At 55.5% G+C, this 22932-nt stretch carries 21 protein-coding genes; 5 read left to right on the top strand and 16 right to left on the bottom strand.

The window, feature by feature from the left end; translation table 11 throughout:
* The first annotated feature begins 10 nt into the window (after positions 1–10).
* A complete protein-coding gene (locus tag VNX88_11560) occupies positions 11–721 on the top strand; it encodes an HAD hydrolase-like protein (GenBank protein ID HWY69297.1) in 711 nt (236 codons plus the stop codon).
* Between the two features lie 103 nt (positions 722–824).
* Positions 825–2813, top strand: coding sequence for an excinuclease ABC subunit UvrB (uvrB, locus tag VNX88_11555; protein HWY69296.1), 1989 nt, complete (start codon positions 825–827; stop codon positions 2811–2813).
* A 71-nt stretch (positions 2814–2884) separates the two neighbouring features.
* On the opposite strand, the gene VNX88_11550 is transcribed toward uvrB, so the two are convergent.
* From VNX88_11550 to VNX88_11475, 16 genes are all read right to left on the bottom strand, one after another.
* Positions 2885–3622, bottom strand: a complete 738-nt coding sequence (locus VNX88_11550) for a response regulator (GenBank protein ID HWY69295.1) — start codon at positions 3620–3622, stop codon at positions 2885–2887.
* Complete coding sequence (locus VNX88_11545; protein ID HWY69294.1) at positions 3623–4387, bottom strand: DUF4388 domain-containing protein; 765 nt, start codon at positions 4385–4387, stop codon at positions 3623–3625. It abuts the gene before it with no gap.
* On the bottom strand, positions 4384–4833 hold the full coding sequence (locus VNX88_11540) for a chemotaxis protein CheW (GenBank protein HWY69293.1): 450 nt from the start codon (positions 4831–4833) through the stop codon (positions 4384–4386). Before VNX88_11540 ends, VNX88_11545 begins: the two co-directional genes overlap by 4 nt.
* On the bottom strand, positions 4830–5357 hold the full coding sequence (locus tag VNX88_11535; GenBank protein ID HWY69292.1) for a chemotaxis protein CheW: 528 nt from the start codon (positions 5355–5357) through the stop codon (positions 4830–4832). Before VNX88_11535 ends, VNX88_11540 begins: the two co-directional genes overlap by 4 nt.
* Positions 5354–6499 (bottom strand): chemotaxis response regulator protein-glutamate methylesterase, encoded by a 1146-nt coding sequence (locus VNX88_11530; protein HWY69291.1) that lies wholly within the window; start codon positions 6497–6499, stop codon positions 5354–5356. Before VNX88_11530 ends, VNX88_11535 begins: the two co-directional genes overlap by 4 nt.
* A 2-nt stretch (positions 6500–6501) precedes the next feature.
* Positions 6502–9603 (bottom strand): response regulator, encoded by a 3102-nt coding sequence (locus VNX88_11525; protein ID HWY69290.1) that lies wholly within the window; start codon positions 9601–9603, stop codon positions 6502–6504.
* On the bottom strand, positions 9600–10469 hold the full coding sequence (locus VNX88_11520) for a protein-glutamate O-methyltransferase CheR (GenBank protein HWY69289.1): 870 nt from the start codon (positions 10467–10469) through the stop codon (positions 9600–9602). The genes VNX88_11525 and VNX88_11520 overlap by 4 nt, the downstream gene beginning before the upstream one ends.
* 39 nt (positions 10470–10508) lie before the next feature.
* The gene (locus VNX88_11515) at positions 10509–11960 is read right to left on the bottom strand and encodes a methyl-accepting chemotaxis protein (protein ID HWY69288.1); all 1452 of its coding nucleotides are present in this window, start codon (positions 11958–11960) and stop codon (positions 10509–10511) included.
* Positions 11961–11998: 38 nt separating this feature from the next.
* Positions 11999–12520, bottom strand: a complete 522-nt coding sequence (locus VNX88_11510; protein HWY69287.1) for a chemotaxis protein CheW — start codon at positions 12518–12520, stop codon at positions 11999–12001.
* Positions 12521–12880 (bottom strand): response regulator, encoded by a 360-nt coding sequence (locus tag VNX88_11505; GenBank protein HWY69286.1) that lies wholly within the window; start codon positions 12878–12880, stop codon positions 12521–12523.
* Between the two features lie 15 nt (positions 12881–12895).
* The gene (locus VNX88_11500) at positions 12896–13603 is read right to left on the bottom strand and encodes a hypothetical protein (GenBank protein HWY69285.1); all 708 of its coding nucleotides are present in this window, start codon (positions 13601–13603) and stop codon (positions 12896–12898) included.
* A complete protein-coding gene (locus tag VNX88_11495; GenBank protein ID HWY69284.1) occupies positions 13600–15012 on the bottom strand; it encodes a hypothetical protein in 1413 nt (470 codons plus the stop codon). The genes VNX88_11500 and VNX88_11495 overlap by 4 nt, the downstream gene beginning before the upstream one ends.
* Positions 15009–15389, bottom strand: coding sequence for a hypothetical protein (locus VNX88_11490; protein ID HWY69283.1), 381 nt, complete (start codon positions 15387–15389; stop codon positions 15009–15011). The genes VNX88_11495 and VNX88_11490 overlap by 4 nt, the downstream gene beginning before the upstream one ends.
* Positions 15390–15560: 171 nt before the next feature.
* Positions 15561–16958, bottom strand: coding sequence for a sigma-54 dependent transcriptional regulator (locus VNX88_11485; protein HWY69282.1), 1398 nt, complete (start codon positions 16956–16958; stop codon positions 15561–15563).
* Positions 16955–17344, bottom strand: a complete 390-nt coding sequence (locus tag VNX88_11480; protein HWY69281.1) for a response regulator — start codon at positions 17342–17344, stop codon at positions 16955–16957. The genes VNX88_11485 and VNX88_11480 overlap by 4 nt, the downstream gene beginning before the upstream one ends.
* Before the next feature lie 33 nt (positions 17345–17377).
* Positions 17378–19741: a PAS domain S-box protein gene (locus VNX88_11475; GenBank protein HWY69280.1), complete on the bottom strand. Its 2364-nt coding sequence runs from the start codon at positions 19739–19741 to the stop codon at positions 17378–17380.
* Positions 19742–20071: 330 nt separating this feature from the next.
* On the opposite strand from VNX88_11475, the gene VNX88_11470 reads away from it, so the two are divergent.
* From VNX88_11470 to VNX88_11460, 3 genes are read left to right on the top strand one after another with little or no spacing between them, the layout of a single operon-like run.
* Positions 20072–20404, top strand: coding sequence for an energy transducer TonB (locus VNX88_11470; protein ID HWY69279.1), 333 nt, complete (start codon positions 20072–20074; stop codon positions 20402–20404).
* Positions 20405–20438: 34 nt separating this feature from the next.
* Complete coding sequence (locus VNX88_11465) at positions 20439–22436, top strand: methyl-accepting chemotaxis protein (GenBank protein ID HWY69278.1); 1998 nt, start codon at positions 20439–20441, stop codon at positions 22434–22436.
* 20 nt (positions 22437–22456) lie between these two features.
* Positions 22457–22927, top strand: coding sequence for a chemotaxis protein CheW (locus VNX88_11460; protein ID HWY69277.1), 471 nt, complete (start codon positions 22457–22459; stop codon positions 22925–22927).
* Positions 22928–22932: the final 5 nt, after the last annotated feature.

Here is a 22932-nt window from a genome sequence, read left to right as displayed (position 1 = left end):
ACTGAAAGCAATGAAGATTAATCGTGAAATTCCTGTTCGCCAGTTGCGGCTCTTGATCTTCGACCTTGACGGCACCCTGGTTGATTCCCGCCAGGACCTTGGAAATTCCGTGAACGCGATGCTGCGCCATTTCGGACGGCACGAACTGCCCCTGGAAGTAATTGCGACCTACATCGGAGATGGAGCCCCTATGCTGGTTCGCCGGGCTTTGGGCGATCCCAAAGACGAACACTTCCTGCACGTGGCTTTGCAGTTCTTCCTTGACTACTACCGCAAGCACAAACTGGACCACACATACGTGTATGACGGCGTAATCGACGCGCTGAAGGCACTCTGCTTCACGGATACCCTCCCGCGCAAGATGGCCGTGCTGAGCAACAAACCTGTGGGACCTTCACGAGCAATCGTTGATGCACTCGGAATGAATGAATTCTTCTTCCAGGTATATGGCGGAAATAGCTTCGAGACAAAAAAACCCGATCCATTTGGTGTGCGCAAGCTGCTTCGCGAAGCAAACTGTGAAGCCTCGGAGGCAGTGTTGATAGGGGATTCGGACGTGGATGTAATCACGGCTCAGAACGCTGGGGTCTACTCCGTTGGATGCTCGTATGGTCTTGCACCCCACACTTTGGAGACTGCCCCGCCGGACGTGCTCGTGGATAGCCCGCGCGATTGGATCAAACTGTTCAAGGGCAAGAAAGCGCTGCACAGCGCGAAGTGACTTGTGCTGTCTAAGTGTCTCGATCGCAGAGCTGGACTTGGTGATTGTGTCACAATAGAGAGATGCCCACTTACTGATTTTTCGTTCTGTGGGCCTTCTGCTTATGGATTTTAAGCTGGTAAGCGATTACAAGCCGGCCGGTGATCAGGGCCGGGCGATTGAGGAATTGTCGCGAGGTCTTTACGCTGGCGAGAAGCATCAGGTCCTGCTTGGCGTGACCGGATCGGGGAAGACCTACACGATGGCCAAGCTCATCGAGAGGTTCAACCGTCCGGCGCTCGTGCTTGCGCATAACAAGACTCTGGCCGCGCAGCTCTACCATGAATTCAAGCAGTTCTTTCCCAACAACGCAGTTGAGTACTTCGTTTCCTATTACGACTACTACCAGCCTGAGGCCTACATTCCTTCTGGCGACGTTTACATCGAGAAGGAAGCCACTATCAATGATGAACTCGACAAGCTGCGGCTCTCGGCAACCAAGTCGCTGTTTGAGCGGCGAGATTGCATAATCGTCGCCTCAGTTAGTTGTATCTACGGTCTCGGCTCTCCGGATGCGTATTACGGCATGCTTCTGTTCCTGGAAAAAGGCCAGAAGATCAAGCGGGAAGACATCACGCGCCGGCTGGTGGAAATTCTCTACGACCGCAACGAGTCGGACTTTCGGCGCGGCACGTTTCGAGTGCGCGGCGACGTAATTGAGATCTTCCCTACGTACGACGACATGGCGTACCGGATCGAGCTGTTTGGCGACGAGATTGAGTCGCTCTCGCAGATTGATCCGCTCTTTGGGACAGTGAAACAGAAATACGCCCGCTTGCCGATTTATCCCAAGAGCCACTACGTGCTGCAGCCGGACCGCAAGAAGAAGGCGATCGATTCCATCCTGGAAGAGCTGGCCTGGTGGGAAAAGGAACTCGAGCAGCAGGGCCGCCTGGTTGAATCGCAGAGAGTTCATCAACGCACGCGTTTCGACCTGGAAATGATCAAGTCTGTCGGATACTGCCACGGCATCGAGAATTACTCACGGCATTTTTCCGGCCGCCTGCCGGGAGAGGCACCGCCGACGTTGCTGGACTATGTGCCTCGTGATTTCCTGCTGTTCATCGACGAGTCACACCAAACCGTTCCGCAACTACATGGCATGTGGCACGGAGATCGTTCCCGCAAAGCCAATCTCGTCGAATACGGATTCCGTCTGCCGTCCGCGATGGACAACCGTCCCCTGCAATTCGAGGAGTTCGAGACGCGCGTGAACCAGGCCATCTATGTCTCCGCGACACCGGGGCCGTACGAGCTGACGAAGTCGGCCGGAGTAGTAGTGGAGCAGATCATCAGGCCTACCGGATTAATTGACCCTGAAGTTGAGATTCGTCCTGTAAAAGGCCAGATCGACGACCTCTTGCACGAGATTCGACTGCGCGCTGAGCGCAAAGAGCGCGTGCTGGTCACGACTCTGACTAAGCGCATGGCCGAGGATCTCGCCGAGTACTACAGCGAGGTCGGCGTGCGCTGTCGATACATGCATTCGGAAATCGAAACCCTCGAGCGCATTAAGATCCTGCGCGATTTGCGTCGCGGTGAGTACGACGTGCTCGTTGGAATTAACCTCCTGCGAGAAGGATTAGATCTACCCGAAGTATCGCTCGTAGCTGTGCTGGACGCCGATAAAGAAGGTTTTCTCCGCTCCAGCGGATCTCTTATTCAAACCATCGGTCGGTGCGCAAGACATCTGTATGGCCGGTCGATTCTGTACGCGGACGTAATTACTGACTCCATGCGGCGCGCGATGGATGAAACAGAACGTCGTCGGGCGATTCAGCGCGCCTACAACGAGGAAAATGGGATTACGCCGGAGTCAATTGTCCGTCCGCTCGACTACTCATTGGCGCAAATCGTCGATCCCGATGCTACTGAACTGACGGAAGCAGTCGAGTCAGTTCCCGAATTCGGATCTCAACAAGATTTGGACGGTTACATAACGCGTCTGGAAGAGCAGATGCGTGCGGCGGCCAAGCGATTTGAATTCGAAAAGGCGGCGAAACTGCGGGATATGATCAAGGATCTGCGATCGAAAGAGATTCTGATCATGTAGCCGTTCAACTCTTGCCGCAGACTCCTCGCCTTCTGGTCTGCGGTGGGCACGCCATCCATGGCGGATTTCCCTCAACCCTGCTGCGCAGTCTTGAAGTGTTCCTCGAGTGAGCGGACGTATTCGCGCTCCGCAGCCAACTCCGATTGCAGCTTCTTTACAAGACCTTCCAGGCGGGCAATCTCCATCTTGAGCTTACTGACGTCGCCCGACGCGGCTATCGGTCCTTTCGACGTACCTCCGTTACCTGGTGGCTGCCTTGCTGGCACCGCCGCGGAAATCGGCTCCTGAGCTGTAGGCACGGTAGCGGCTGCCGTGAATTGCGGTCCCGTGGGTGTTTGCCGCGGTTTTGTGCTGCCATTCGCAGCCGGTGCCGTAGAGAAAATGCTGCTGAGTGCCGCGGCGGCGTTGCCTTGCCCCTGCGGAGCCGGACTCGCGTCAGACTTGAGCAAATGTTTCACACGAGTAATCAGATCCTGCGGCTGAAACGGCTTACGAATGAGTTCGTCAGCTTTCACCGAAAAGGCTTTCTCGGCGACTGCGCGATTCACGACTCCCGACATGAGAATGACTGGCGTGTTGTTAAGTCGCGGATGCTGTTTGATATGCTGGCAAACTTCGTAACCATCTTTGTCCGGCATGATCACATCGGTGATCACGACGTCAGGGTTGCTCTGCTCAATACTCGGCAGCGCGCTGGCGGCATCGGCATAGGCAACCACCTCGATGTTTTCGCGGCGAAACGCGATCTTGATGACCTCGCGCATCGTCGCGCTGTCATCGATAAACACTACTGTAGGAGTGCTAGCCACCTAAACCTCCCCGTCGAGTAAGCTTGCGCTTTCATCTAGCTCACGCAGAGCGTCAAGCATAAGTTCGGTCGCAGATCGCAGCACGGTGCGAGTTGCTGCCGTGGCGCCCGGAACGAACTTGTACACTCCGTTCTCGATTCCGTTGGTACGCTTTACGATTTCAACCACGGCGTCGTCGCCAATGCGCTCTCCGGCTTCCGCATGGGAAATGTCGCCCGCATCAAAGAACATCACTCCATCAAGATCGGCAGCGTTGATGTGGAGAGCGCCTGCCTGCCGCGAGTGCAACAACATCTGTATGACTCCAAGAAGATCCAGATGCGATAGGCTGCCGCTCAGTGCCGTGTCCGAGCCTCCCAGCATCTGCGTTGGCTGAAAACCTTCTTCGTGACTCTTCAGGAACGCGCGCAGATGCGATGCGATGTGCTCGGGGCCCAGCTTGCGATCCACATAGTCATCGCAGCCGGCGCGGAAAGCCGCCATCAAAGCATGGTCCCCGCCGTCTCCCAGTGCCACAATAGGAATGTGCGCCGTTTTCGTGTCGCCATGAACGATCCGAGGCAGGTCAAACGCATTCATCTCGCGCAAATTTGTCGCGCACAGAATGGCGGCTGGGGCATCCCATTCCAGCATGGTCAGCGCATAGGCTGCCTGGGTGCTGTGCGTCACTTCCATACCTTCCTGCTTCAAAGCCTCACTGAGACGTTTGGCGAAGAACACATTGCTATCGATAACGAGAATCTTGGCAAATGCCTGCGAACTCATGCTCGCACCTCGGCGGCCATCAGGCGTTCAAGATCGAGCACCTCGACAATCTCATCATTGAAGGAAAGCAATCCGGAGACGTACGGCGGCAGCTTGCCGCTTGCCGGCAGACGTTCGGCTTCGGCCAGTTCGCATTCTCCCGTAACGGGAACTGCGGCCCGATTCACCTTGCCTCGCGCACTCAGGTTCACGATCAAATAAAACTTCCGCTCCGGAACTTCAGGGCCGATCAATGCTGACGCTATATCCGCCACTGGGACAATCTGGTTGCGCCGCACAACAACACCAGTGAGCATTCGCGTTGTATGGGGAAAAGTCTGCTGTTCGACTTCGCCGTGCTCTGTAGGGCGCGACAACTCGCTTACTTGCTCAGCAATCAAGGCAAAGCGCTTCTTTCCTAACGGAAAGACAACAAAGCTGTCTCGTGCTTGACTTCTCTTTGTCATGCTCTCGACACCACTTGTCCCGCCGTCTCGCGATCACGCATGGACGCTTCTATGAGCGCAACTTCCACCTTGCTCAAAAATGCCTCTGGTCGAACAACTGGAATCACTCTTCCCTTCACCAGCGCCAAGCCCCTGTACCAATTGCGCTCCTCGCCTGAAAAAGCTCGAGGCAGTGCTTGCATGGAATTCAGCTCATGCATGCAATCGATAGCATCCGCGATCACCGCTGCCCGGGCGTGCCGCAAGATCAATACTCTGGATGGACGAACCGCCACGAGATGAAAATGTTCGCTCGTGTCCACGACAAAGTAGCGCTGCCCCTGGCGTTCGAGCGTTTGCTTCACTTTTGCAAACCTCTGCTGAACTCCTAACCCAAGCTTTTGTAATCCGGCTAGATCGCGAATTTCTTCCACAGCACTTGCGGCAATCGCAAACTTCGCACCGCCAACGGAGAACAGGATTACCGTCTCGCCAGAGCGCGGCTTGAATCGGCTGCCGATATTTCTGGATCGAGAAGAGTTCATACCGCACCTGCGCGGGCTGCACTCTGAACGTAGAGAATCCTTTTTTCAATTGCTGCAAAGATGTCGTCGATGGGGAGCACTTGATCGACTACGCCGGCTCGAATTGCTTCCCCGTTCATTCCAAAAATCACCGAAGTGGCCTCGTCCTGTGCGATCACGTAGCCACTAGCATCCTTCACCGCCTGCGCGCCACGCACGCCATCATTTCCCATTCCGGTAAGGATCACTCCAATGCACATCGCTCCAGCATACGCAGCAGCACTCTCCAGGGTTACATCCGCGCAGGGACGGTACCCGAGAATTCGTGGACCCTCATCAAGCATGACGCGGCCCGTGGATGAGACACGCATGTGGTGCGACCCTGGGCAAACGTAGATCGTTGCCGGAGCGAGAATCTCGCCAGCCTCCGCTTCTTTCGCGCGAATGGAGCAGGTCTCCGACAGTTGCTGACTGAACTGTGAGGTGAAATTACCCGGCATGTGCTGAACCACGATTACCGCCCCGGGAAAATCGCGTGGGAACAGCGGAAAAAACTTCATCAGCGTGGCCGGACCACCCGTCGAAGCTGCAATCACTACGAGAGGAAATTTGTTCTGAGAACGTGGCGGAGCAGACGACCCGTTGGAGCGTGACTCTTCGGATTTCGCGCCGGCATTCGCTGCCGGCTCGGTACGCGGAGCCGAGCTGGCAACCTCGTGTCCCAGTTTGGTTCGCGAAGCGGTCCTGACGACACGCACTTTTGCTGCCACTCGCAGTTTTCGCACTAGCTCCTCACGCACGCTGCTCATGTCGAGATCGACACCGCTTGTCGGCTTCGCAACAAAATCGATGGCGCCAAGTTCGAGCGCCTTCAACGTCACTTGAGCGCCTTCGCGGGACTCGGAGCTCACGACGAGAATCGGCCGCGGATTCGTCGACATGATCTGTTCGGTCGCCTGCAATCCATCAATGTGAGGCATGTTGATGTCCATAGTTACGACATCTGGCTTCAGCGCCTCTGCTTGAGAGATGGCTTCGCGGCCGTCACGCGCCTCGCCTGCAACTTCGAATCCGGGTTCTGCAAGCAGAATGCTGTGCAGCACCTTCCGCATAAACGCGGAATCGTCAGCGATGAGGACCCGAATTTTGCGCGAGCCAGTCATGCTCAAACCGTTTGTGCCATGCTCAGCGTGCCACCGTGCGCTGCACCGATCAATTCTTGTACTGCGGCGATCAGTTGCTCATCCTGCACCGGCTTAGTCAGAAACGCGGAGGCACCTTCTTTCATCGCTCGATCGCGATGCTTTTCTCCTGCTCGTGAAGTAACTACCATCACAGGAATGTGCTTCGTCTCGGGAGTCTGGCGCAGGTGCATCATCAACTCGTAGCCGTTAGTCCGTGGCATTTCGAGGTCCGTGATAATCAGATCGCAATGGCCCTGCAGAGCAATTTCCAAAGCTTCAAGTCCGTCTCCGGCCAATCGCACGCGATACCCGGCCTTCTCTAACATCCGGCCAACGAATCTGCGGACGCTGATCGAATCGTCGGCCAGGATCACTACCTTTTCCGTCGCAACCTGTTCGATGGCTCCGCTGGGAATGTGTCCGGCAGCCACTGCGGCGGCGCCCGGCGCGAAGATTCGCGCTGCAGTCGCTCTAGTCATCAGAGGACGCTTTTCGATCGACTCTCCCGCCACCAGGCGGTTCACATCGATGAGCAGGATCAGACTGCCATCGGGAGCGATCGTGGCTCCCGGAAAGAGCTTTACATTGTGCAGGTATTCGCCCAAATTCTTGATGACAATTTCATCTTTACGAATCACTTCGTCGACGATCACTCCAACAGAGCGACCGGCAACGCTCACGAGTACCAAGTGATAATAGCCACTCACAGGCTCGGACTTTGACAACCCAAGTTGGGAATCGAGGCGGACGACTTCTGTAACTGAGTCGCGAACTTTGGTCAACAGCTTGCCGCCGACTTCTTCTACGGTTCCCGCAGGCACACGTCGAATCTCTTCTACGAAGGAAAGCGGCACTGCAAAGCTCAACTCGCCGCAGCGTACGAACAGCGCTTGGGAGATGATGAGCGTCAGCGGAACTTTCAACGTGAAGCGCGTACCAACGCTGGCCTGCGTATCAACATCGATCTCGCCGTTTAACGCTGTTAAGTTGGCACGAACTACGTCGAGCCCAACGCCACGTCCGGCGAGCTCGGTCTTACGCGATGCAGTTGAGAATCCCGGATGGAACAGCAGCTCCAACAGCTCACGCTCGGCAAGTCGATCGGCCTGCTCTTGCGTGTAAATTCCCTGATCGACAGCGGCCTTACGTACACGCCCGTAATCGATTCCCTTTCCATCGTCCTCAACTTCTATGTAGATGTGATTCCCACGATGGTACGCACGAACGGCAACATTGCCATGATCGGTCTTGCCTGCCCGATAGCGTTCTTCTGTGCTCTCAAGCCCGTGAGCAACGGCATTGCGAACCAGATGAATTAGCGGATCGGATATCTGCTGGATGATGCTGTTGTCGAGTTCCGTTTCGGCGCCAGTCAAGCTTAGTTCAACCAGCTTGCCGGCGGCCTTTGCAGCATCGCGCACCGTGCGTGAGATGCGAGTGTAGAGGTTCCCAATTGGAACCATGCGTGCTTGAGTGATTTCATCTTGCAGCCGGTGAGCCAAGCCGGTGAATTCGTCGATGTCTGAATCAACCCGCCGCACAAAACCATCGAGCTGTGTGAGAACCTCGGTGACGTCCGCAGAGATTTCAGTGAGTGATCGCGAAAGAATGTTGTAGTCGTCGTAGCGATCCATCTCGAGCTCGGTGAATTCGGAATGATCCTGAAAGCCGGCGGCCGACGCGGCGATTCCTTGGGATGAGTACGAGGATGTAAACCCGCCTACGATGCGGTTGAATTCGTGCTTCTCCTGGAACTCGCCGATCTTGTCGGACATTCTTCCCTTGGAGAAATTGAGGACATCAGCGAGACGCTCGAGTTCCGCCAGGCGTCCTAGCATACGCGTTCGGTTAATGACTAACTCCCCGACTACGTTCATCATGCTGTCGAGACGATCCAGTGCGATGCGGACCGACTTCGATTGCGGCACCGCAGCAGTCTCCATGGTGCGCAGTCCAGTAATAAACTCTGGCTCAGCGTCGAACTCAGATACCTCGGGAACATGCGGTTTTGGAACTTGGGGGCGCTCCTGATTCGGCAACGAACCCGACACCACAGGCGCTGGCTGCGTGGTTTCTACGGGCACTCCAGAGGCCTGGGGAGCTTCCTTGTGTTCAACCCCCGCGAGTTGCCCGGTCGGTGCGACTTGCTTCAATCGACCAAGTAACGATTTGATGCTGCTCTGAAGCGTGCTCTCGTCTGGCCATTGTTCATAGACAAGCTTCTTGATCGCATCGACCGCTCCGAGGCAAAGATCGATTACCTGCTGTGTCGGCTTGATCTCTCCGTCGCGAACGCGGCCGATTAGATCTTCGGCACTGTGCGCAACACGAGAAATGCGTTGCAATCCTACCTGAGCTGCTGAGCCTTTGATTGTGTGCATCGAGCGGAACAGGCGATGGACCGTTTCAGGATCGCTCGATGTTTCAATACCTAAAAGGCAGTCCTGAACCACCTGTAGATGCTCTTCCGCTTCTGGGACGAAGAACTCCAGAATCTCAGGAGGAATTTCTCCATCGGGCTCTAGGTCGGCGATTTCAGATGGCTCTGCACCAGGAGTTTCCTGAACAATGACTGGCGGCGCTGAAGGCTGCACAGTCGGCGCATGCTCAGCCGCAAGTGGAAGGTCTGGCGTTTTGTGCAGATGGACCGGCGCAACATATTCCTCGACAGGCTGCTGCGCCGCCGCCGTGGGTTCAAAGGCAAACGCATATCGCTGCTTGAACGCCGCGATCTCCTCTGCGTTCTCGACTCCATTGGCGCTGATCATCAGCAGGTCAGACTCGAGTACCGCAATGCCTTCCGAGATAAATTCCACTAGAGCAGTGGTTGCATCAGGCGCAATCACGGCATTCATCGCGTACTGAAAGATATGGCTCAGTTTGCTGGCGACTTCGCGAAACAGCGGATAGCCGTAGGAGCCGGAGCTGCCTTCCAGCGTGTGCGACGAGATGTAGAGTCGATGAATGTCCTCGGGAACCGGATAAGGATCCTGGAGAATCCCGGAGTATTCGCGCAGGAACTGCAAGTGCTCGGACGCCTCCTGCAGGAAGACTTCGACGAATTCTGGTCCAGGCGTGCTCACAAACTCTCCTGCAAGGTCCTCGCCGATTTGCGATAGATAAGCGAATCGCTGATGACAATCGGTTCAAGATCTACTTTCGCTTTCGCAACGGATTCGGCGTGGCCGAGAAACAGATATCCATCGAGTTCCAGACACTCGTGGAAGCGGCGTATCAGTGTCGCTCGCAATTCTTCCGAAAAGTAGATCAGAACGTTCATACAGAAAATGCAATCAAAACGTCCCATGTACACCATTTGCGTCAGATTCATCTGCGCAAAGGTGATCATGTTCCGCAACCTCGATTTCACGCGATACTGGCCACCCGCTACAGGCACGAAATAAGCGCCAAGTTGCTCCGGCGTCAATGACGCCAGATCCCGTCGCGAGTATTGGCCGCGTTGCGCTACGTCGAGCGCGTGGCGGCTGATGTCAGTCGCCAGGATCTCGACGTTCCACGCTTCCGGAAACTCCAGCGTCTCGAGCACACTGATTGCGATCGAGTACGGTTCTTCTCCTGTGGAACAGCCCGCACTCCAGATTCGCAACGATCGCGGGTTATGCCAAAACTTTTTGCCATGCAACTCAGGCAACACTCGCTTTTGCAGCGCCTCGTATACGGCGGGATAGCGAAAGAACGAGGTCTCCTGAGTGAGCAATACCTCCAGCAGAGCTTCGTACTCTGTATTGGAAGCACTGATCAACCGCAACAAATCCGTACCGCGCGCCAGTCTTCTGTGCTTCAGGTGCTTTGCGACGCGGTTCGATAAGAACCGTGTGCGCGATTCGTCAAACAAAATTCCCGAACGGTGCTCGATGAACAGACGAATCTCCGCGAGTTCGTGCTCGCTGATTGCCGCCGGATTTGCATCGTCCACCAAGCTCTTCATTCAAAGCCCAAAACCGCACAACTACTCGCTCGTTCGCATTCAAGCCTTGATTGCGTGAAACGCCGCAGTCGTTACGCCTCTCACCTCCACGGGTCCGCCTCCAGTAGTACGGAACTGTGAAAGCGCTTCGTTCAACTGTTCCGACAACTTCACCATGTTCTCCACGGTGCGCGCCGTCTGCCTGGCTCCCTGTGAGGTTTGGCGGGTGATGTTGGAGATGATCTGCATCGCGTTGGCAACACCTTCTGTGCCGCGCACCTGCTGCTTCGACGCCAGCGAGATTTCCTGCACCAACTCCGCGGATTGCCGTACTACGCTCGAGATGGCGTCGAGCGCTTTACCGGCCTGATCTGCGAGCCGCGCTCCAACTTCCACTTCTTTTGTGCCTTCCTCCATCACCACTACGGCTTCGTTCGTTTCAGCCTGAATGGCCTTGATCAAAGCCGCAATGTCCTTTGTGGCTGTACGCGAGTGCTCAGCCAGTTTTCGGACTTCGTCGGCGACTACCGCAAATCCTCGTCCCGCCTCGCCGGCTCGAGCTGCCTCGATGGCAGCATTCAGAGCAAGCAAGTTTGTCTGCTCGGTGATGTCATTGATCACGTTGATAATCTCGGAAATTTCCAGCGAACGATCGCCCAGCGACTTAATCTTCTTCGCCGTGGCTTGCACCGAAGAACGAATGCGTTGCATGCCGTCGAGAGTGTCGCGCACGGCTCGGTTTCCTTGTTCTGCAGCATCGAGAGCCCTGCGCGCCGCTTCGGCAGAGGCTTCGGCGTTGTTCGACACCTGCTTCATCGACACCGTAAGTTCTTCCACCGCCGATGAAGTATTGGTAATCTCCTGGTCCTGCTGAACGGCGCCGCTGGCCATATCTTCCGAGGAGAGCAATATTTCGTTCGCGCTGGATGAAACATCGACGGCAGCCTTACGTACGCGCTCGAGCACCTTCATGAAGTTCTCAAGCATGTAGTTCACGGAATCGACAACGTTGCCAAGGGCGTCGTTGGTGACGCGTCCGCGCAAAGTGAGGTCCCCACGCGCGATCTGACTGACAACGGTCAGAAATTCCGTGACGCTCTTCTGCAGATTTTCCTGAGCTTCGTGATTTGACACCGCACGCGAAATCTTCTCTGAGCTGCGAGTAAAGTTCTCGGCGATCAGCCCGAAGTCATCATTCGAATCGATCTGCGGCCGGCTGCTGTATTCGCCCTTTGCGAACTTCTGGGAGTAGTCCACCAGCTCGTTTACGGGCTTGGCCACTTTGTTCGAAAGCACGAACAAGAACGCGCATGTCATTGACAGGCAAATGAAAATCGCGACGAATAGAAGCATCGGCGCTTTGCCGCTCGCCGACATCGCGTCGCCAATGCCCATACCTGTGGCACCATTGGCACTCGCGCCTGCCGAGTACGCTAGATAGAGGACGACAACGAGCGCGATCGCATTAATCGTGCCCAGCGTCCAGATGGCTTGATTCAGCCGACCTTTCATAACCGCCTCCGAAACCTAAACTCGAACGATTCCTTCAATCAGATCACCGGGACTGGAAATACTTCCACCAGCCGTTGCAAATCGAGCGTCAATGCCAGGCGGTCTTCGTGCCTCAGCATGCCGCAGCAGTGCGGAACCTCGCGTGGCGCATTTGCCAGAATCAAGGGCTCCGCTGTACTAAATGTGCCGAACAGCTCATCGACGGCAATACCAACTCGTACGTCGTCGTGGATCTCGTTTCCGGCCAGCGATGCAACGACTACGTGACGCGGCGGGAGATCCGGCCGTCGTCCTTCCGTAAACGCGATATCCACGACGGGCACTATCGAGCCACGCAAGTTAAAGATTCCCATAAGGAAACTGGGCGACAACGGCATCTTGGTCACCGACGGCCATTCAACTACCTCTTCAATGTCCAACATAGCGAGGCAGAACCGTTCGCGGCCGGCACGAAACACGCAGTACTGCCGTTCGGGCAGAGTCTCTTCCGTCGGCGGAAGGTCATTCTGCTCCGGCGACATCGGCTCGAGCTGCTCCGGTATTGTTGGCTCTTCGTGCACCTATACAAACCTCTGCACCGCTCCCAGCAGTTCTGCCGGAGTGAACGGTTTGATCACGTATCCATCGGCGCCTTGTTGTTGGGCCCAAAACTTATCGCTGTCTGTATTCTTTGAGCTGACGATTACTACTGGAATCCCCCGCGTTGCGTCGTTCCCTTTGAGTTCGCGGCAGGCCTGAAAACCGTTGCGCTCAGGCATTACCACGTCCAGCAAAATCAAACTGGGGCGCTCCACTGCCACAGTAGCTTCAATCTTGCGTGGATCGTGCAATGCGACGGGCCAGTACCCAGCCTTCTCCAGCACAGCCTGCATCAGTTTCACTTCAGCCAGCGAATCATCGACGATAAGAATCTTCTTCACTTTGTTTACCTGCAGCTAAACGCGCGTTGCGTATGAAATGGAATCGATTGTCTTCTCGGAGCGCGACGACTTCTCTGCGCATTGCATTTCGACCTCGAGCGAAGTAAAGCGCTGCATCATCTCGTGCATCCTCAGAGTCATGGCGTGCAGAGTTTCCAGCTGGTCACGCATACTTGGCTTGAGGGTAGTTGTCTCTAACAGCAGAAGTTCTGCATTTCCCAACACCGACGTGAGAGCGTTATTGAAGCTGTGGCGCATCTCCACCATGTATCGTCCGAGTGTAGCGTGCTTCTGTCCCGCCCTTGCACCATCTTCCACACGACTGATATGCGCGGAAAGCTCGGCTCGCCTCAGAATCTCTTCGGTTAGCAGGACAACGGTATCGAGCCACGCATCATGCCGGGAGACCACAATCAATCTCGGATAATCTCGGCGAAACGTGTGCACCGGCTCACCAACGGAGGCCACATATACAGTGGGAATGGAGCCCTGGTTTAAGTGTGACAGGACTGCCGCAGTTCTCTCCGGTCTTACATCTCCTACAATCGCTACATCAAAGGGTAAGGAAGCGGCGCCGCGCAACAGATCGCTGCTGAGCGCGGTGAATTCCGGCACATGCGGCTGCATCTGCCATCGCGCGATCAAATCGCGCGAAAAACCGTTCTGATCGGAGCTGACCAGCACCTTCTGGGGAACGGTTGTGCCGTTGGTTCTCTGCTTCATGCTTTCAACTTCTCCGTCTCATCAATGACTGCGAGCAGGCGCTTCGACGTCGCGGCCAGGCTGACGGCCGAGTCGATATCGCCGCGGTCCTTCGCTTTTGCGACCTGCTCTTGAATTACTGCGGCCTGCACGTGAGCGCACTCCAGCGCCTCAATCAGTTTGTTTGCCTGGCCGCGCTTGACTTTTTCAGCAGACTCGAAGAGCAACGCCCGCGCTCCTACCCCTCGCTGGATGGCCACGCACGCAGCATCGTCTCCTCCGCGCACAAATGCATTGACCTCCCATGATGCCAGCACTTGCTTTGACTCTCCGACCGATACTGTAGAAACCGTAGTCTTGTGTTTGCTACCAAACAATTGCTCTGAAATCGATTCCAACAACTGCTCTAGATTTCCGAAATGGGCATGATCCACATCGCCGTTCTTAGCCGCAGGTAGTGGCAACACCGGTTCGAGAGTGACTGGTGGGGGAGGCACCGGGGCCACAATGCCCTGGGCCGAGTCGGAAGCCGCTTTGGCTTTTTTTGCCCAATGCGCCATAACTTTCTTCGAAAGGATGTTGCGCACGATGCCGAGTTGTCGAAAGGACTGGCCAGCCTTGTAGGCTTCGCGGAACGGCTTTTTCCATTGATGACAAAGCGTTCGCAGAGTAGCCAGGGGCTCTTCGGTGCCCAGCCCAGCCTCTCTGCAGTCCACGGTCACGACGCCCATCGCCTCCAGTTCCTGCAGAGCGTTGCGAATCGAATGCAGGTCGGAGTGCATGAGACGGAAGAATCCCAGTCGCAAGCGAAAATTAAATCGTGTGACTTCAATCAGTGCAGCCGGCTGGAAGTAGGATTCGCCCAAACCGCTCTTGGCGTTACGGCCGAGTTCTACCAGGCCACTGTCCAACAATTCCGCGAGCGTTGCACAGCCGTCCACAGCATCGGCTACCTTGTCGAGTTCTTTTGTCCACGGAAACTGTTGAAACTGCACGTGTCCCAAAACGGGCTGTAGAGCCTCTTGAACCTCCGCGGAGGTGACATTCTTCTCATGCGGGTGATGCGGTGCTACCGCCGCGAAGTACTGCACCAGGAGGTAATCGAGTTTCTCGCGCAGATTCTCGTCTTTATGGTCCTGCGGAAGGTGACGAAGGAGAAGAGCTCGCAGCATCGCCTCTTCGCCGAAATGCCGGCTCTGCAGCATCTGGCGGATCTGCGCCACCTGAACCTGACGATCGACATTCGTAAACCACTGTTGGACCCGCCCCAGTACTTCGTGCTCTGGGCGGTCAACCGGATTTTCCAGATCCTTCGAATGCGGTACATCGAGCTGAAACTCCCGAATCAGCGCGGAGTAAAAGGGATAAAGCCTGCGCGCGGTGCGCCATTCAGCGGCGATCTCAACCAGGGACACAGTCGCGGTGCTCATGCTTTGATAATCCAATTAGGAATTTCGGTGACGAACCTGACAGCAACCAATGTTTCCGATTTACCGATCTGCACAGCCGTTACTTCCGCCTCTGCGTCGAGCGATCCATCTTTGTTCCTGAGCCTCACGCGATCGCCGAATTCCATTGGCAGAGTGCACCGGAAGATGACTTCGCGCGAGGTTCCATATTCGAGAACTGTCTTCGACGTCTCTGACCCGAGCGGTAAACGCGCTACCTCCACAGGCATCTTGACCTTGGTACCATCCGGAAAAAACTGTGCTAACCGGTCAATTTCTGCGCTTCCAACGTTGTGGCGAGCCTCGGTTCCACCGTTCGCGCCGAGCCCTTGTTTTTCCGCTTCTCTGAGGAATCCCATTCACAATCCTCATTCTTTGCCCGAGGCAGATTGCGACAGCCAAATACGTGCAAAGCGGGTGCCAAACCGGCTTTTTGCGTAAGTGCCTGATTTGTCTTGGGGAGTCTCAACCGATCAGTCATGAGACTGGCGCGTTTGTCTCATACTGAAACATCTGTCTCACCTTTATAGCTAGCCCTGGGTGCTAGCCACGGCGTCGACTTTGCTCGCGGAACCGATACTGTAGCGTTTGAGCTTGCGGTAGAGAGTCGCTCGGCTGATCCCCAGCATCTGTCCAGTGAGTGCCTTGTCTCCCTTGGTCTGCTCAAAAACTCGCATGATAGTTTCGCGCTCGAGTTCCTCCAGGTCAGTTGCGTTCATGGGCTCAGGTACAAGCGCCGTGTCCTCGTCTCCGGAAAGCCTTCGAATTGCTGGAGGGAGATCGTGGACGTCGATCACGTTCTGACTACCAAGGGCAACTGCGCGCTCGATGCAGTTCTCTAGTTCGCGCACATTTCCTGGCCACTCGTACTGCAACATGTCACGCATGGCAGCCTGAGTAATCTGAATCGGCTGACCTGGCGCGAACCGATTTGAAAACCAATGCACCAGCGCTGGGATGTCGGCTTTCCTCTCACGCAGCGGTGGCAAGTGAACCGTAACGACGTTCAACCTGAAGTACAGATCCTTGCGGAAGGTGCCTTCGCGATATGCGGCTTCCAGGTCGCGATTGGTTGCTGCGATTACGCGCACGTCAACTTTGATCTTGTTGTTGCTCCCGACTGGCCTTACTTCTTTTTCTTGCAATACTCGGAGAAGCTTGGCTTGCATCTCGAGAGGCAATTCCCCGATCTCGTCCAGGAAGATCGAGCCGCCGTTCGCGCTTTCAAACAGGCCTTCTTTGCTTTTTGCTGCCCCAGTGAAGGCACCCTTTTCGTAGCCGAAGAGCTCACTCTCAATCAGCGTTGGCACAAGCGAACCGCAATCTACTGCGACGAACGGACGCTTTGCATACTGTCCACGGAAGTGAATCGCGCGAGCGACCAGCTCTTTTCCGGTACCGCTCTCGCCTGTGATTAGAACTGGAGTCCGTGTGTCTTTCAGGCGAGCGATCATTCGTAACAGGTCCTGGATCTTCGCCGACGATCCCACGATTCCGTCCAAATCCATCTCCGTGTTCACGCGGTCACGAAGAAACAGGTTTTCCGTGACCAGCTCGACCTTTTCCTGCATTCTCTGCAGAAGAAGTCTCAGCTCCTCGATTCGAAACGGCTTGGTGATGTAGTCATACGCTCCAGATCGCATCGCCTGGACAGCGGTTTCGATCGAGCCATGTCCAGTCATGATCGCGATCTCTGTGTGCGGCAACATGCGCTTTACTTCGGTGAGGAAGTCGAGCCCCGACATGTTGGGCATCATGAGATCAGCGAGGATCATCTCCGGAGCTTCAGCTTCGAGCCGGGCAAGCGCGACTTCAGCACTCTCGGCTTGCGTGCAGTTCAATCCCAGTGAGGAGCCTACCGTCACGCAGAGTTTACGAATGCTCTCCTGGTCGTCGACGATCATGAGATGAAGCTTTTCGTTGGTCATGGCTGTTGCCCTCTACGCGCGACCAGCATCTCTACGCTCTTAAGCAGTTGCCCAACTCGAAATGGCTTCTCGATGCATGGAGCTCCTGTCTTCTCGAGGATCGCCATAGTCTCCTGATTTACGGTATCTCCGGTAATGAAGAGGATTCGATGCAACAATTCCGGACGATTTGCGCGAATCCAGGCATGGACATCTGCGCCAGTGACGCCGCCCGGTGTGCGCATATCGCTGATAACTCCCATGTAGCTTCCAGTCGCGAGCAGCTTCAATCCCTCCGCTCCCGATGAAGCACCGACGATTTGATAGCCGTTCCGTTCCAAAGCGGCACGCAGGAACGACATGACGGCGGTCTCGTCTTCAATCACTAGGAGTGGAAGCTTGCTCATTTTGTCGTTGTCCTTATCGATCTATCTGGTTCCCTAGTGAGCCACGGCAGCTTTCGCCATAGGTCTGGTCGGTTGGCCCTGCACAAAAGGGAGGTGAATCGAGAACGTGGCGCCTTCAGAGTCACGGTTATTGAAACAGACGATCTCTCCGCAATGCTCGCGCACAATCCCGTAGCAGATGCTCAATCCGAGCCCAGTTCCCTTTCCAACCTCCTTAGTTGTGAAGAAGGGATCAAAGATCCGCTCGGGATGTCTGATGCCGCTTCCGTTATCGCGAAAGTGGATTTCGACCAGTCCCGCCGAGTGTCCCGTTGCTACAACGATTCGCCCGCGACGTTCTGTCTCACGCACCGCGTCGCAAGCGTTGTTGAGAATGTTGAGAAATACCTGCTGCAGTTGATGCGCATCCCCCACGATCTCCGGCAGGTTCGAATCGAACTCCTCGATCAGCTCAATGCCGTGACTCGACATGTCGTAGGCGCGGAGTGCAATTGTTCGCCGGAGTACTTGATTCACCTCGACCCGCTGTTTTTCGGGCGGCGTCTGGCGCGCGAAACTTAAGAGATTCTGGACAATCTCCCGCGTGCGTTGTGATTCCTGCACAATCACTTGCAGATCATCTTTCACTTGATTGTTGAGCTCGGGGTTCTCGAGAAGTAAATCGGCAAATCCCAAAATGGCAGTCAGAGGATTGTTCACTTCGTGGGCCACCCCGGAAACAAGTTGACCTACAGCGGCCATCTTTTCCGTGTGCATGAGTTTGGCTTGGAGAATGGCGACGTCAGTAATGTCGGTCATCACCGCCACCAGACTGTTCACTTCCCCACCTGGGCTCCGCATCGGGCTCAGGTTTACGGAGAAGCTGCCGATAATCTGCCGACCTCTGGCGAGTGGCAGCTCCAGATTATTTACGGCTTTGCCTTCGAGAACACATTCGATCGCGCCACGCAGCACCGGCCGGTGAGTCGGCAACACAATATTTTCGAGACGCGAGCCCACGAGATCGCATTCTTCGCTGCCCGCCACCTCACAGCAGCGACGATTGGCATAGCTGACAAGGCCAGCAGTATCGATCACTGCGATCAGGCTCTGAGTGTGATTCAGGATCTGGGTGTTGAAGTCGTGCTCGCGCAAGAGTTGCGACTGCACGTTCTTCATCTCGGTGATGTCGAGAAGAACACCTCTGTACTCCAAGACCTGACCAGCATCGTCGCGAACGACAAAGCTGTTTGCCAGCACGTAAATGATCGAACCATCCCGGCGCAGCAAGGCGAGTTCGTGATTCCTGAGACGACCAAATTGATTCAGCGCCCGCGCCATCATCTCCCGGTGCGCGGGTTCAACGTACAGATCCTGCGCTGTGACATTCAGCAACTCTTCCCGGCTGTTGTATCCGAGCATGCGTACCAGCGCATCATTCACCTCAAGTAAACGGCCATCTGGAGCCGAGAAGTAAGCGCCTTCCTGAATGTTGTCGAACAGTTCGCGATACAGTCGTTCAGCCTGCCGGCTCACAGTGACATCCTTGAGAACGTGCACAATCTGCTGCGATTCTTCCGCGACTCCGCGCAAACGCGATGAGGAGACCAGATAGGTGTTTCCCGTCTTGGGCTCTCGGAATTCCTCGCGAAATTCGTGGCCTCGAAGGTTGAGACAGAAGGGACACGCTGGCGCACTAGAAGACAGCCCAAACAGGTCACGCACCGGCAGTCCAAGCACTGCGGCAGGATGCTTACCTAACTTCTCTGAGAGGGAACGATTGACCCGGACAATCCTTTGCTGCTGATCATGCAGCAACATGAAATCGGAGATCGAATCGAACATCTCCGCCCACTGCCGGCTCGACCGCGTGACACGCATGAACAACTGCGACAGCTCTTTTTCAGCCAAGGCTATTGCCCCAACTTGGGCGAGAGCCGCAACAAAGGTGCGCTCGGCCTCTTCGACGACTTGGTCAGCCGCAAGCAAAACTGCCAGCACCGCGCTTGACTGAGAAGTGCGAATTGGAGCGCTGTAGACAGCGCGGAAACGCGGCCCGGAAGGATGGACCGCATGAAGTCCCGGCCGATCGCCGTTGAGCGTCTTGCGCACAGCTTCACTCAGTGCCCCATGCGGCTTGGCTAAGTCCTCCTCGACAGCAATCCGGTCAGCTCTCTCATCCTGAGACGCAAATCCGACCAGATAAAGTCTTCCGTCTTCCTCTGAAATCACTGCGGCTGGCAAAGGGAAGAAGTTTGTATGTGTCTGTTCCGCAATAGTTTGAGCAATGGCCTTGGGGCCAGGTCGAGCTTTCAGCAGCTCAACAAAACGCAGCAGAAACTCCACGCTGCCGACCTCGCAGGCAACTGTCTCGCGTGACTCCCAATCGCGAGGTTTTGTAGGCGAAAGATATGTCATTGAAGGTGCGGGGTCTGTCTCAAAACGAACCAATCAAAGATGCGACGGTAGCTTGCATTCTCAATTTGAGTCAATACGAAACGCGGCACGGGCGCACCTAAGGTAACCAGTTACTTCCCTCAGGTTTCTCACGCTGAGACACCGGGCTGACAGAATCTGGCTGCATGAGACGGTTTGCGGCCTCCCGCGGGCGCTACGCCATTCTGATCGTCTCCCCCTAATCCTGTGAAATCAGCAGCTTGCGATGAGTTGCGTTACCGAGGTCACTTCAGTCCGTCCGTGGCAGCGCCCGTGCACTCTTGTTAGCTGAGTACCTCTAAGGAGACTGCTGTGTCTAACCTCTTCCAAAGATCGTTGCGTCATATCGCCCTTGTTTCCTGTGTCTTGGGATTCACCCTGGTTTCCCACGCTGATGACCCAGCCAGAAAGGTCAAGACCAAGGTCAACCCGCAATATCCGGAGCTCGCCAGAAGAATGAACATTACGGGCGCAGTGAAGCTGGAGTTGCTCGTGGCTCCGAACGGCCAGGTAAAGGCAGTCAAGACCCTGGGCGGACATCCGCTCCTGATCGATGCCGCCCAGACTGCAGTCAAGCAATGGAAGTACGAACCCGGTCCGGAGGGGACGGAAATCGTGGAAATCCGTTTCGCCAGTAAGGATTGATCTCAGCTCTGCAAAGCGAGCAGGTGGATAGGCAATGACAATCGCAAAAAAGCTTTACTTGGGATTCGGCGGCATGATCGTGCTCGCACTGGTCCTCTCCTCGATAGGTTTATTCGGGCTGTGGCGCGAGGGGGCGGCCAAACGCAAAACCAATCGTTCGTTCCAGGTGTTGCGCGACACTTCGACTCTCCAGTACTTGTTGAGCGAAAACCAGATTCACTTGAACAACTACTTGCTGAGTGGAGATTCCAGCGAAGCCGATAAAGTTCTGAACGGCGTCACTCAGCTTGACGAAGCTATCCACCGCACCGAGGTCAAAGCCACAACCGAAGAGCAGATTCCACTGGAAAGGCTCAACGAAGCGGTCCACGACTGGACTGAGCACTTCGCCCGTCCGCTGATCGAGAAACGCAGGCAGGTAGATTCCGGGAATGGAACCGTTGCTGAGCTGCAGATTTTCTATCTCCAGCTCAATCCCGGCGACTGGATGAAGAAGGTCAAGGAGCCGATCGACCAAACCATCGCCGCCACAGAACTGGACCTGCAGGACCAACAACTCTCCGACAGCACGAAGGGCACCATCACGCAATGGGGATTCATCCTGGCTGTCGTGCTTGCAATAGGCGGCGGGCTCTACATTGCCTACAGGACCGCACTCTCAATCAGTGAGCCACTCGTGCACCTGATGATGGTCGCTCGTGAAATTGGCGAATCCGGCGACCTGGATCAAAAGATCGACATCGACCGTAAAGATGAAGTCGGCGAACTCAGCAAGACCTTCAACAAGATGATCGCCTACCTCAAGGAGATGGCATCGGTCTCCGAAGCCATCGCCGGTGGAGACCTCACGCTTCAAGTCCAGCCTCGATCCCAGAGTGACACTCTTGGAAAGGCCTTCTCCGAGATGACGATCGGCTTGCGTCAACTCGTAAGGAGCGTTCGCGAGAGCGCATCGCAAGTTGCGGGCGGATCAAACGAAGTAGCCAGCGCTTCCGATGAATCGGCAAAGATCAACATTCAGGCTGCATCGGCCATCGATGAAGTCACCAGCACTATGCACGAGATGAGCATCAACGTGCAGAACATGGTGAAGAACACGCAGACTCAGGCTTCGAGCGTGAGCGAGACTTCGGCCTCCATCGACCAGATGGTCGCGTCCATTCAACGCGTCGCCGACACTGCGAAGGTGTTACTCGACATCTCGCAGCGTTCGCGCGAAGAAGTGCACAGCGGCATTCAGACCATGGACAAAGCCACCGATGGTCTAAACCGCATCAACACGTCGATTCAGAACTCGTCGGTTATCATCGGCGATCTCGGCGCCCGGGCAGACAACATCGGCAAGATCGTGGAAGTAATCGACGATCTTGCCGAGCAGACCAACCTTCTTGCTCTTAACGCTGCCATCGAGGCGGCCCGAGCCGGAGAACACGGACTCGGATTCGCCGTAGTTGCTGATGAAGTTCGCAAGCTGGCTGAAAAGTCCGCGCAGTCGACGCGCGAGATCTCCGATTTGATCCAGAGCATTCAGAAAGAAGCCCGCAAGGCCGTCGAGAACATGGAGAAGAGCCGGACGATCGTCAACGACGGGCTATCACAGGGGACAGATCTCAATACAGCGCTCAAGAAGATCTCGAACGTCGTAACTGAAGTCTATAAGTTCGCTCAGGAAATCGGCGCGGCGACCAATGAACAATCGAATGGCTCATCGCAGATTGCGCGTGCAACAACCCGACTTAACGAAATTACTCATGAGATTAATTCATCCGTAGAAGAGCAGGCATCGGGCGCCCAGGCGGTTGTGCGAGCGATGGAGAAGATGCGTGAACTGATCCAGCGTTCCACTTCGGGATCAACCGAACTAGCTGCTTCTGCGGACCAGATGTCCAAGATGTCGCGCACATTGCTCGATGCTATGGACCGTTTTGTTTTGGAATCCTTGCACCCAAATGCGAACGGGCATCGCGGCAATGTCAACGGAAGCGCGAAGGACTTCAGCACGTCAAAGCGCTACTCGACAAGCATCAACTAGCGTGGCGGCAGAGGATTCGGATGGCGAAAGACCTCCAACTCGTTGGTTTCCGCATCGGCAAAGAGACCTTCGGCGTTCCGATCGGTCTCGTGCACGAGATTGTTCGTGTACCCGACATTACCGCTGTGCCCGACGCTCCCGACTACGTAGAAGGCGTGATCAATCTTCGCGGAAAAATCATCTCCGTCATCGATTTGAGGAAGCGCTTCGGCGAAGTACAGATTGAGTCCAGCCGAAAGAATCGCATCCTGGTTGCCGAGATAGAGAAGAAGCTCGTGGGACTCATCGTCGACGCGGCTTCCGAAGTCATCCGTCTACCACACGGTGAAATCGAAACTCCCCCTGAAGTGTTCGAAGAAAACGAAGTCAAGTACGTGACCGGAGTAGGCAAGTTGAACGGGCGCCTCGTGATCCTGATCGACCTTACGAAGATTTTGCAGCAAGGCGAATTGCGACGGCTGGGAGATCTCGCCGTCGAAGCAACAGCCTGAATGCG

This window comes from Terriglobales bacterium (assembly GCA_035567895.1).
Taxonomy (GTDB): domain Bacteria; phylum Acidobacteriota; class Terriglobia; order Terriglobales; family Acidobacteriaceae; genus Gp1-AA112.
This window is presented reverse-complemented; position numbering and strand designations above follow the sequence as displayed.